General features: G+C 31.9%; 11 protein-coding genes. 8 read left to right on the top strand and 3 right to left on the bottom strand.

Annotated features, from left to right (window positions below):
• The first annotated feature begins 249 nt into the window (after positions 1-249).
• From JJE11_RS06710 to JJE11_RS06695, 4 genes are all read left to right on the top strand, one after another.
• The gene (locus tag JJE11_RS06710) at positions 250-978 is read left to right on the top strand and encodes an energy-coupling factor ABC transporter permease (RefSeq protein ID WP_291633861.1); all 729 of its coding nucleotides are present in this window, start codon (positions 250-252) and stop codon (positions 976-978) included.
• A gap of 37 nt (positions 979-1015) precedes the next feature.
• Positions 1016-1309, top strand: coding sequence for an energy-coupling factor ABC transporter substrate-binding protein (locus JJE11_RS06705; RefSeq protein ID WP_291633859.1), 294 nt, complete (start codon positions 1016-1018; stop codon positions 1307-1309).
• Positions 1272-1973, top strand: a complete 702-nt coding sequence (gene cbiQ / locus JJE11_RS06700) for a cobalt ECF transporter T component CbiQ (protein ID WP_291633857.1) — start codon at positions 1272-1274, stop codon at positions 1971-1973. Before JJE11_RS06705 ends, cbiQ begins: the two co-directional genes overlap by 38 nt.
• Before the next feature lie 64 nt (positions 1974-2037).
• Positions 2038-2889: a YitT family protein gene (locus JJE11_RS06695; RefSeq protein WP_291633855.1), complete on the top strand. Its 852-nt coding sequence runs from the start codon at positions 2038-2040 to the stop codon at positions 2887-2889.
• 305 nt (positions 2890-3194) lie between these two features.
• On the opposite strand, the gene JJE11_RS06690 is transcribed toward JJE11_RS06695, so the two are convergent.
• On the bottom strand, positions 3195-3365 hold the full coding sequence (locus JJE11_RS06690; protein ID WP_291633853.1) for a 4Fe-4S binding protein: 171 nt from the start codon (positions 3363-3365) through the stop codon (positions 3195-3197).
• A gap of 730 nt (positions 3366-4095) precedes the next feature.
• Here JJE11_RS06690 and JJE11_RS06685 point away from each other — a divergent pair.
• From JJE11_RS06685 to JJE11_RS06670, 4 genes are all read left to right on the top strand, one after another.
• On the top strand, positions 4096-4575 hold the full coding sequence (locus JJE11_RS06685; protein ID WP_291633851.1) for a hypothetical protein: 480 nt from the start codon (positions 4096-4098) through the stop codon (positions 4573-4575).
• A gap of 55 nt (positions 4576-4630) precedes the next feature.
• Entirely contained in the window at positions 4631-6265 is a 1635-nt protein-coding gene (locus JJE11_RS06680) for a carbon starvation protein A (RefSeq protein WP_291633849.1), read from the top strand.
• Positions 6266-6420: 155 nt separating this feature from the next.
• The gene (locus tag JJE11_RS06675; protein ID WP_291633848.1) at positions 6421-6714 is read left to right on the top strand and encodes a hypothetical protein; all 294 of its coding nucleotides are present in this window, start codon (positions 6421-6423) and stop codon (positions 6712-6714) included.
• A gap of 54 nt (positions 6715-6768) precedes the next feature.
• Positions 6769-7698, top strand: a complete 930-nt coding sequence (locus tag JJE11_RS06670) for an ArsA family ATPase (protein ID WP_291633847.1) — start codon at positions 6769-6771, stop codon at positions 7696-7698.
• Positions 7699-7846: 148 nt separating this feature from the next.
• Here JJE11_RS06670 and tkt read toward each other — a convergent pair whose 3' ends face one another.
• Both tkt and clcA read right to left on the bottom strand, forming a co-directional pair.
• Positions 7847-9838, bottom strand: a complete 1992-nt coding sequence (gene tkt / locus JJE11_RS06665; protein ID WP_291633846.1) for a transketolase — start codon at positions 9836-9838, stop codon at positions 7847-7849.
• A 136-nt stretch (positions 9839-9974) separates the two neighbouring features.
• Positions 9975-11558, bottom strand: coding sequence for a H(+)/Cl(-) exchange transporter ClcA (gene clcA, locus JJE11_RS06660; RefSeq protein WP_291633845.1), 1584 nt, complete (start codon positions 11556-11558; stop codon positions 9975-9977).
• Positions 11559-11874: the final 316 nt, after the last annotated feature.

The raw sequence follows: 11874 nt of genomic DNA, 5'->3' as shown, positions 1-11874 counted from the left end.
TGCCTACGAAAGATGGGTGAGTGTTAAATTTCTTTGTAATAGTTGAGGAGTTTGCAGTATTATTTTATTCAAATGATAATATTATGAATTGCTTTGTATGGAAATTTTAATCTCTTAGCTGATAGGCTGAGAGATTTTTTTGGGTGCGTCCAGTATGGGTGCAATCTATGGCTAATTATTAAATATGGAGCTTTAAATAATCAAGAAATATTAGATAGATACTATGCAGAAGGACAAGGGGGAATAAGTATGAAATCAAAAATTATAGTTCGAATTTTTTACGTGCTATCATTAGTATTTGCACTTAATATTAATGTATTAGCTATGCATATATCAGAAGGGTTTTTACCGCCGAAATGGTGTGCCTTTTACTTTTTACTAAGTGCTCCGTTTATAGTTATAGGTCTTAAGCAAATTAGAATAAAATCAGTAAAAAATAAGGATATCAAAATGCTGTTAGGCCTTGTAGCGGCATTTGCATTTATTTTATCAGCTATGAAAATTCCATCAATTACAGGAAGTTGCTCTCATCCAACGGGTACAGGGCTTTCTGCTATAATTTTTGGACCTTTCATTACTGGGGTCATTGGACTTTTAGTGCTCTTATTTCAAGCGATATTTTTAGCACATGGAGGAATAACCACACTAGGTGCAAATACATTTTCTATGGCAATTGGCGGACCAATAGTTGCATATTTAATATACACTTTAATTAAAAACAAAAACAAAAAAGTTGCAGTATTTCTAGCGGCAACACTCGGTGATCTGACAACTTACTTTATTACCTCGGTCCAGCTGGGGCTTGCATTCCCAGGGAAGAGCGGGTTTGTTGCGGCTTTTCTAAAGTTCTTTTCGATATTTTCTATAACTCAAATTCCCTTGGCAATAATTGAAGGAATTATTACAGTACTCATATTTGAGTTTATTGAAAAATATTCTAAAGAAGAAATAGCTTTTTTAATGGGAGAGAGCAAGTGAATTATTATTTGCCAAGTGAGCAAGGAGGAGGGATAAAATGAAAAAGAAAACATTAATAACACTTTTCCTTTGTATGTTTATTATTATTGCGTCACTTATTATAGGGAAAAATGGAAAATTTGGGGGAGCGGATGGCCAAATTCAGTCGGTAATAGGAGACATGGATTCTTCCTATCATCCTTGGGTTAAAAGTTTTTGGACTCCACCTTCTGGAGAAATAGAAAGTCTTTTATTTGCACTACAAGCAGCAATAGGGGCAGGTTTTATAGGGTATTATATAGGGAGAAAACAAAATGTTCAGACTGATAAGCATACTATCAAAAAACAGTAAGATAGTACATATACATCCAATAGAAAAAATACTGCTTGCAGTAATTCCAATAATACTTATGGGATTTTCAAATTCAATATACCCTTTAATTTTTAATATCCTAATATTTGCTATGCTACATGCAGTATGCAAAAATCCGTTTCATATAGTATGGAAATTCACGATAGCTGCGGCTGCTTTTGCCAGTATATCTACAATTACTTTAATCTTTGATTATGGGTGGTATTATTGCGTTGTGCTTGTGCTTAGAACCCTGTCATCAGGAGTATGTTTAAGTTATTTGGCTTTAACTACACCTATGGACGACATTTTATATTTATGCTCTAGAAACACATATTTAAGAGACATTTCTGATATTGCAAAAAGCATGGAACGTTTTATAATGCTTATTGAGGATGAATATGTTGTCTTATATAATGCAATAAAGAGTAGAAATGGATTTAGTAGTTTATCACTTAAGATTAAAAATACTGGTAAAATGGCGGGTCTCCTTTTTGTTAATACGATGAAACGGTGGGAAGATATAAAAAATGCCATAAACACTAGGTGTTATAGAGGGAATATGAGTTATCTTCAAAAGGAATTTGACTATTCAATTTGGAGAATGCTACTAATATTATTGTATAATGGATGTCTACTATATTTTGTGACTACAAAATTTTAAAATTATTTTAGATGTCATATATTTTTATGGCGTATGGAAAAAATATAAATGAGGTGGAATAAGTATGAAAAAAATTATTAAGGAATATATTTTTATAACTCTTGGGTTAGCACTAGTGGCTGCAGGATTTTATTTTTTCTTAGTTCCAAATGATTTAGCAGTAGGCGGAGTTAGTGGTCTTGCCATGATAATAAATTGGTATATGCCAGGACTTACTATTGGTGTTATTATGCTTGTATTAAATGTAATTTTATTTATTATAGGATTTATATTCATAGGATCTAGTTTTGGAGTTAAGACAATATATTCTAGTTTTGGATTATCTGGTATGATATGGGCTTTAGAGAAGGTTTATCCTATGAGCGGTAGTATAACAAACGATTTATTTTTAGAGCTAATATTTGGAATAGTAATTGGAGCAGTAGGGATGGGTTTGGTGTTTAACCAAAATGCTTCTACAGGAGGAACTGATATAATAGCTAAAATACTTAATAAGTATTTTCACTTAGACATAGGTAAGGCACTACTTTTAGCTGATTTTTTAGTAACTATCTTGGCAGGTATAGCATTTGGACCTAAAATTGGAATGTATGCTTTGCTTGGAGTTATTATTAATGGGTTTACTATAGATGCAGTTATCGCAGGGATGAATATTTGTAAAAAAATTGAGGTGGTTAGCTCAAAAGGCGAAGAGATAAAAAAATTTATTATTGAAGAGCTAAATAGAGGAGCCACTTTATACACTGCTAAAGGAGCTTATACCAATGACGAAAAAGAAATCATAACTACTGTATTAGGTAAAAAACAGTTTATAAGATTAAAAAATTATATAAAAGAAATTGACAAAAGAGCCTTTATAATAACATATAACGTACATGAAACTCTTGGAGAGGGGTTCAAGGACATAAGTGAATAAAAAAGAAAAAAGTATATATTACTATTAATGCGTTCATATCGCTAAGAACTACTAATTTTATTTTTAATTAATCTGCTAAAAAACATAAACTCGCATTCGCTCAAACATATATTTTTCTTAACGCACCTTAATTAAAAATAAAATAAGAAGTTCTAAAGCTTATTCAAATGCATTATACGTAATATATACTTTTTTACGCATAAAAACATTTATTATAAAAAAATACAAACTACTAACAAAAGTTAGTAGTTTGTATTTTTTTTATTTTAAGAAATATGTTCTATTTATAAGAAATATGTTCTTAATTAAGCCTCAACTGGAGCGCCTGTAGGGCAAACGCCAGCACAAGCTCCACAATCGATACAAGTATCAGCATCAATAACAAATATAGGATCTCCTTGGCTTATACAGCTAACTGGACATTCAGGTTCACAAGCTCCACAGCTTACACATGCATCAGTAATTTTATATGACATAATAATCAACCTCCTTTTTTAATAATCCACGTACATAATATCATAATTCATCTAATAAATAAAGCGTTTTTTAGAAATAGTAAACTATATAGGAATTAAGATAAGTACATAATTCCTATATAGTTTAGTAATATAAATAACTGAAATATTAGTGACTTAAAAATTAAAAACACAACTAAAAACCATAGAATTTTTTCTATGGTTTTTAGTTATGTTAAAAATATATAAGTATTTAAAAAGTGACGTATTAAATGAACTGAATTAAATTAAATAATAGTTACAGCTAAAAACTAGATTTAAAACAGTTCATTCAACACTTATGGTAGTTAGTAACTTTAGCTGTATCTATATTAATGATGAGCTCATCTATTTAGCTGTGAGTTAGTAACTATCGCTTCTATTATATGTATGTATTTAAAAAAATATTCAGAATAAAGAAGAAATAGATGATTTATTTATGATGTTAGGATTTTTGCATAATTTTTTTGAAATTGGTGAAATTTGCACTTGATATATGAAGGGAAAAAAGGTATTATGAAATTATACACATTTCGTACATAATATTCATATTAAATTAATATTATACAAAGGAGCTTTTTAAATTTTAACGATAGGGGGGTGTTTTTCATGATAGCAGATAATTACATGGAAAATTTATTTGTAAAATACGATGAAAATTTTACTATAAGTAAAAAAATTCGCCTGTGTGATTACTATGGGCAATGAATACATGCACGAATTAATTAAAAAGTTCGAAGCTAATTTTGATATTGAATACAATAGACAACTGAGTAATATAAATTTTGATTTTGCTGGGGAGTTTAATCAAAGAAGTGTTAAGTATATGTTTTTTAAAGCCGCAGAAGTATATGCTTATAAGAGCCAGGAGTATGTTTTCTACAAAGATATAGATTCTGAATTTAATATTAAGAATGTTGATAATGTTAAAACTATATTGGAACAAAATGTAAATAAAATTGTTAAAATTGATGATGAACATATGGCTAGCGTAATTACTTTTATATATTCTAGCTCAATAAGTCCAAATTTTGAGGTTCAAAAGGCTATTAAGAATTTTAAATATTATAAAAGCTTTCGATTTGGGTTTAAGGGTTGGGTGAATGCAAAATTAATTTTTATAAATTCAACTACCAATGAAGTTATTACCAATAAACTTGCAAGGGGTAATGAAAAATTTTTTAAAAGTTAAGTTGATATAAATTTTTTAAATTTATATAGATATTATATTATAAGGGGGTAATTATATGAATTCAGTAGTACTTATTTTAGGTTCTATCATTATTTTTGTAATAGCTTATGCTACTTATGGGGCTTGGCTTTGTAAAAAATGGGGTATTGATGCTAAAAGACCAACTCCAGCTCATACAAGAACGGATGGTATAGATTATGTACCAACACCGGCGCCAATACTATTAGGACATCACTTTTCGTCTATTGCAGGTGCAGGTCCAATAGCTGGACCTATAGGTGCAGCAGTATTTGGTTGGCTGCCAGTTGTATTATGGATTATTATAGGAAGTATTTTCTTCGGTGGAGTTCACGACATGGGTGCATTATTTGCATCAATTAGACATGATGGTAAGTCAATAGGTGAAGTTATTAATGTCAATATGGGGAGAACAGGTAAAATATTGTTTGCATGGTTTGCATGGCTAACACTATTACTTGTTATTGCAGCATTTACATCAATATGCGCAAATACGTTTGTAAGTACACCTTCAGCAGGTACGTCTTCAATATTATTTATGATTTTAGCTGTTAACTTTGGTTACTTTGTTTACAGAAAAGGCGTAGGTTTAGGCGTAAGTAGTGTAATTGGTGTTGTTTTACTATTTTTCTGTATATGGCTTGGCTTAAGTTTTCCACTAGTATTATCATATAATACTTGGGTAATTATGCTACTCGTATATATTTCAATTGCTTCTATTGCACCAGTATGGATTTTGCTTCAACCTAGAGATTATTTAAATTCATTCTTATTATACGCTATGCTACTTGGAGCAGCACTCGGAATTGTAATTAGTCACCCAAGTATTCAATTACCAGCAGTAACTTCTTTTAATTTAGGAAAAGGCAATTTATTATTCCCAATGTTATTTGTAACAGTTGCTTGTGGTGCTATTTCAGGTTTCCATTCTCTAGTAGCTTCAGGAACCACTGCTAAACAATTAACGAGTGAAAAAGATGTTAAGCTTATAGGATATGGTTCAATGCTTATAGAAGGTGTACTAGCTATTGTAGCTATTATTACTGCTTCATACATTGGAGCCGATAAACTTACTGAGTTATTAAAAGGCGGAGCTGTAAATGTATTTGCAGATGGTATAGGTAATTTCATGACTAGCTTTGGAATACCGTTTGCAGTAGGCAAGAGCTTTACTGCACTTGCAATTTCAGCGTTTGCATTAACATCACTTGATACAGCAACAAGACTTGGAAGATTTATATTCCAGGAAATGTTCGATAATGGAGATGAAAAAGGAAAGGCTCCCAATATGCTTGCTAATAAGTATGTTGCAACCGGTATAACAGTTGTACTTGGTGGTGCATTAACATTTAAGGGTTGGCAACTAGTATGGCCAATATTTGGTGCAGCTAATCAATTATTAGCTTCATTAGCACTAATAACTATTGCAGTATTCTTAAAGAATATGGGAAAAGAATACAGGATGGTAGTTTTTCCAACAATATTTATGTTCTTTGTAACACAATTTGCTTTAATTCTATTAATAGCTAACAAGGCTAAGGATTTCGGAGCAAACTGGTTGTTGATTATTATAGCTTGTGTGCTATTTATACTAGCAATTGTACTAATGGTTTCTGGTGTAAAAGCTTTAACTTCAAAAACGAGTAATTCAGATAAGAACGTTAATGCATAAAAAGTATCAAGTATTAAATGTATAGTATATAAAATATAAATGATAAAGCTAACGCTGTGTAGAAATTGAAATTTGCTTAAGGGTAAATTTTAAACTATACTGGGTTAGCTTTATACATATTTGAACATTAATTTATAAATTAGAGGTGATAAGCTTTGGATAAATATACAATAAAGCATTTTATAAGAGATTTTAAGATGTTCTTTCAAGGAGCAACTGATTTTAACAGAAAATCTAAAGCAATACTCGAAAAAGAAGCTCGCGATGAAATGGATAATTTTATTCTTTTGTGTTTTGCGGATACGCTTGGACTTCCATTTCCAACTTCCTATTATGCATTGGAGCTGCTACCTTATATAGCAGAGGATTTAGAAAGCTGGCAAAGAAGAATGATGGACAGAAAATCCATATGGGGAGAAAAATGGGGAGATTATGATTTAGATGCTTAATAAAATCAATCGGTGTAAGAGAAAGTACACTAGATATATTACGAGGTGATACATATGAATAAAATAGTTTTTTTTGGAGGGAAAGGTGGAGTGGGCAAAACCACATGCTCAGCTTCCTTTGCATTAAGTTGTGCACTAAAGGGAAAGAAAACGTTACTGGTTTCAACAGATCCTGCACATTCTATATCAGATATATTTGAAAAACCTATTGGAAGTAAAATTATTAATATTGATAAAAATTTGGATGCATTAGAAATTAGTTCGGAGGAAGAAAGTAAGAAATATATGAAGGTTGTACAAGCTAATCTTAAGAATGTGTTAAGTCCTATTATTATAAACGAAATAAAAAAGCAGATAGATGCAGCTGCAGTTTCGCCTGGTACTGAGGAGGCTGCTCTCTTTGATAAAATGATAGAGATAATAAATGAGAAAAGTCTTGAATATGATCAAATAGTTTTTGATACTGCGCCGACAGGTCACACCGTACGTCTTATGTCACTTCCAGAGCTTTTAGGAGCTTGGATTAAGACACTTATTGGGAAAAGAGAAAAAGCACTCAGTATAATGCAAATGGCCCAAAATGCAGGTAAAAAGAATAGAGATGAACTAGAAAACGATGATGTAATTAAGATTCTTAAAAGAAGACTAGAAAACATGGAGAAAGCAAGGCAAGTAATAACTGATAATAATAGGTTAAGTTTTATATTTGTTTTAAATGCTGAAAAACTTGCAATAGAAGAAACTGTGAAAGCTATAAAAATATTAGACACATACAAAATAAAAGTAGGAAGTTTAATTGTTAATAGAATCTTACCAGAGGATAGTAATGATGAATTTTGGAAGGGAAGAAAAGAACTAGAAAGTAAATATCTTAAGGAAATAAATAGTATTTTTGAAGGCAAGAACATTATAAAAATACCTATGCTTCCGTCGGATATGGGGGCACACAATATTAAAGAAGTAGCAGTCTATTTTAATGATTAGTAAAAGAAGTATTCTAACTAAATAAATAATATAAAAAAATACAGGATTAAGTTCCTGTATTTTTTCGAATTATTAGGTTAAACAAAAATCATCTATTTAAATATTGATTAGATGATCTTTGTAATAATGAAACTATAACTTAATAAAATTACTTGCGGAGCAATTTGATTGCTCTATCAACAACATTTTCTGTTGTAAATCCAAATTCTTCAAATAAAACAGCAGCTTTACCTGAAGCTCCAAATCTATCAATAGAGATTACATCTCCGTCCAATCCAACATATTTATGCCAACCCAATGAAGCAGCGGCTTCAATAGCTAATCTTGTTCGTACGGATGATGGCAATATAGACTCTTTATATTCTTTTGATTGAGCTTCAAACAAATCTAAGCATGGCATACTTACGACTCTTGCTTTAATACCTTGCTCATTTAATGCTTTAGCCCCTTCATAAATAAATTCTACTTCAGAACCAGAAGCCATTAAAATTATATCAGGGTTTTGTCCTTTAACTTCATATGTTTTTAATACATAGGCACCTTTTAAAGCTTCAATTGATGTCTCTTCATATAAAGGAAGGTTCTGCCTTGTTAGTATTAATGCAGTAGGAGTTGTTTTAGATGTAATTGCCGCATACCAACCAGCAGCCGTTTCTTTAGAATCAGCTGGTCTAAATACATTAAAGTTTGGTAGAGCCCTTAAAGCTGCAATATGCTCGATAGGTTCATGAGTTGGACCATCTTCACCAACGGCTATACTATCATGAGTTAGAACATAAACTACAGGAAGGCCCATAAGTGCAGATAATCTCATTGCACCCTTCATATAATCACTAAATACAAAGAAAGTTGAAACGAAGGGCTTAAGACCTCCATGAACATATACTCCATTTGCAATAGCTGCCATTGCATGTTCTCTTACTCCAAAATGAAGGTTAGATCCATTTCTATCTTCTCTTGAGAAATCACCCATACCCTTCATATATGTCTTATTAGAGGGAGCAAGATCCGCAGAACCACCTATAAGGTTTGGTATATATTTTGCTAATGTATTTATTATTGCGCCAGAAGAGCCTCTTGTGGCTGCAGCGCCTTCAAATTTCCACATTTCTGCTACCTTAAGTAAATCTGTAGAAATATCTCCACTTTGCCAAACTTCATATTCCTTAGCAAGTTCAGGATTTTCTTTACTATACTGAGAATAAATAGTGTTCCACTCGTCTTCTTTTTGGCTAAGTTCTGATTTTACGGTTTCCATATGCTCAAGTACTTCATTTGGAACTGTAAATGGTGGTAGGTCCCAGCCCATACATTTTTTCATGTCAGTTATATTATCGGCTCCAAGTGGTTCTCCGTGTGCTGAAGCAGTACCTTGTTTTTTAGCACAACCAAATCCTATAACAGTTTTAATTACAATAAATGAAGGCTTATTTAGATCGAGTTTTGCAGTTTCGATTGCTTTACCTATTTCGTCCATATCGTTTCCATCTTCTACATATAAAACCTGCCATCCATAAGCATCGAACCTTTTGCCTACATCTTCTGTAAATGCAATATCGGTGCTTCCTTCTATAGATATACTATTTGAGTCATACATTACAATAAGTTTAGAAAGACCTAGGGTACCTGCTAGGGATGACGCTTCTCCAGAGATACCTTCCATATTGTCACCGTCACCACATATAGCATATGTATAATGATCTACAATAGCATGTTTCTTTGTGTTGAATTTTGCTGCAAGATGGCTTTCAGCTATTGCCATACCTACCGCATTAGCAATACCCTGTCCGAGAGGTCCTGTGGTAATTTCAACACCGTTTGTATGGGCATACTCAGGATGACCAGGTGTTAAACTCCCAAGTTGTCTGAAATTCTTTAAATCTTCAAGAGTTAGTCCATACCCAAAAAGATTAAGAAGCGAATATTCAAGCATTGATCCATGACCTGCTGACAGTACAAATCTATCTCTATTCTGCCATTTTGAATTCGCAGGATTATGCTTCATATGATTTGCCCATAGTGTATACGCCATTGGTGCCACTCCTAGTGGAAGCCCTGGATGTCCAGAATTTGCCTTTTGTATTGCATCAGCTGATAAAACCCTTATAGTATCTACGGTTAGTTGTTCAATTTTACTCATTGTAGTTTCCTCCTTATTTATATAGCTCATTTTTACATTTGTAGCAGTTAAATTACGTATGGATATATATCCTATAATAAATATAGAAGATTCTCGTCAATATTGCAAGAATATATTATTTCTAATATAATACTTATTATATTATCTCACAACTTTCTATCATTAGTATTAGTGCATCATTTATTTTAGATACCTTATCTTCATTAGTAAGTACAACTAAATAGTCACCAGGATAAATAATGGTGTCTCCTCTAGGCAGTATTTCAAGATTCCCTCGTTTTACAGATACTAATAGGCAATGGGATGGCCACTTAACTTCTTTAATTTGCTTCCCATCGAGCTTTGATCCCATACATACTGCAAATTCCAGTATGGCCTTATGTTTCCTACTACCCACAGACAATTTTTCTCCTGCATTATGTAAAAATTTTTCAAGCAGGGACTCATATATAGGTTTTGATGCTAAAATATCGGCAATAATATACGCAACTATAGATACAATAGCTAGAGAAAGCATATGTTTAAAGGAACCTGACATTTCAGCAATTAGAATAATTCCAGTTATAGGTGATCTGACTACAGCTGTAAAATACCCTGCCATTGCAAGGATTACAATGTTATTAACATACATAGGGTCAAAATTTACAATTTGTACAAGCATTACTCCATAAACATTTCCTATTAAAGCTCCAATTGCAAGTAGTGGAAGAAAGATTCCACCTGGAGCACCCGAACCATAACATGCCATAGTGAATAAAAATTTTACAATAACTAAAACAACTAAAATTGTTAAAGGAATATTTCCACTAACTAGTGATAGTATAAGATCATGTCCGCCACCTAAAGCTTGTGGTAATAAAATTCCGAGAACAACTGAAATTAACATGGGTATTATAACTCTCATTTCCTTTGGAAGCCATTTTTGCTTTGTGTATAGATTTTGAGTTTTTAAAAGAAGACTATTAAAAAGTACCCCAAAGACTCCTACAATAATTCCTAGTATAATAATATAAAAATAAAATTTAAGAGGTAATGTAGAGATGTTTTCAAAATTAAAAATTGGTTTTAATCCTAAGAACCCTCTAGTTACAAAGTCTGCTGATAGAGCTGCAGCTAAAGTTGAAAGCAAAATTAAGGGGGAAAAATTTTTATGAACCTCCTCTAACGAAAACATTACTGCTGCTAGAGGTGCATTAAAGGCTGCAGCAAGTCCTGCACTTGCTCCACTTGTAATAAGATATTTCTCTTCGATTTTTACTCTTTTAAACACCTTACTAAAACCTTGACCAACCGCGGCTCCTAACTGGACGGAAGGACCTTCTCGTCCAAGTGAAAGACCTGATCCTATTGAAAGAACTCCTCCGAAGAACTTGCCAAGCAACACTCTCCACCAGCTCATATCAAGTTTTCTAAGGAGAACACCTTCAACTTGAGGAATTCCACTTCCGCTTATCATTGGTTGATGCTTAACCATTAATCCTACAATATATCCCGCAATTATTAAAGCACCGACCCATGGGAGAGCAAGTATAGGATTTATAGATATAGATTTATAAACGTCAGTTACAAATGTTCCTGCAGCTTCTAGTACATATCTATATAGCACAATTAATAAACCTGTAATAATACCTACGCCTATTGCTTCAAATACAAGCTTTAATCTAAAGCTGTGCCAGCGGAACAAAGTATTATGAGTATTGTTTTTATTTTTCATTTCCATTTTTTTGCCTCCATTACTACAAAAACTATCATTTTTTATATGATTTATTATTTTAAATCATATATTTAACTGTCTTATATCATATATGTTATCACATATACGATATATTTGTAGATAATTTAAAGAAATTATTGCTAAATATTCTTTATTAAGATAATAAAATCATCACTTATGATGATATAAATTGCTAAGTTTTATATTTAAATGAAAAAACATTGGGAGATTTAAATTATGGACTGATATTGAAATTGATTAAGGAGAAAAAATCATATATAAATATTTCACTAGAGGATATTAAAGAAGTGGATATGGATGG

It is taken from the genome of Clostridium sp. (genome assembly GCF_016650095.1).
Lineage (GTDB): Bacteria > Bacillota > Clostridia > Clostridiales > Clostridiaceae > Clostridium_AD.
Note: the sequence above shows the minus strand (reverse complement) of the source record. Positions and strands in the feature narration are given on the sequence as shown.

Coding starts and splice junctions, on each gene's coding strand:
- JJE11_RS06710 (WP_291633861.1), top strand. CDS start 250: ATGAAATCAAAAATTATAGTTCGAATTTTTTACGTGCTATCATTAGTA.
- JJE11_RS06705 (WP_291633859.1), top strand. CDS start 1,016: ATGAAAAAGAAAACATTAATAACACTTTTCCTTTGTATGTTTATTATT.
- cbiQ (WP_291633857.1), top strand. CDS start 1,272: ATGTTCAGACTGATAAGCATACTATCAAAAAACAGTAAGATAGTACAT.
- JJE11_RS06695 (WP_291633855.1), top strand. CDS start 2,038: ATGAAAAAAATTATTAAGGAATATATTTTTATAACTCTTGGGTTAGCA.
- JJE11_RS06690 (WP_291633853.1), bottom strand. CDS start 3,365: ATGTCATATAAAATTACTGATGCATGTGTAAGCTGTGGAGCTTGTGAA.
- JJE11_RS06685 (WP_291633851.1), top strand. CDS start 4,096: ATGCACGAATTAATTAAAAAGTTCGAAGCTAATTTTGATATTGAATAC.
- JJE11_RS06680 (WP_291633849.1), top strand. CDS start 4,631: ATGAATTCAGTAGTACTTATTTTAGGTTCTATCATTATTTTTGTAATA.
- JJE11_RS06670 (WP_291633847.1), top strand. CDS start 6,769: ATGAATAAAATAGTTTTTTTTGGAGGGAAAGGTGGAGTGGGCAAAACC.
- tkt (WP_291633846.1), bottom strand. CDS start 9,838: ATGAGTAAAATTGAACAACTAACCGTAGATACTATAAGGGTTTTATCA.
- clcA (WP_291633845.1), bottom strand. CDS start 11,558: ATGGAAATGAAAAATAAAAACAATACTCATAATACTTTGTTCCGCTGG.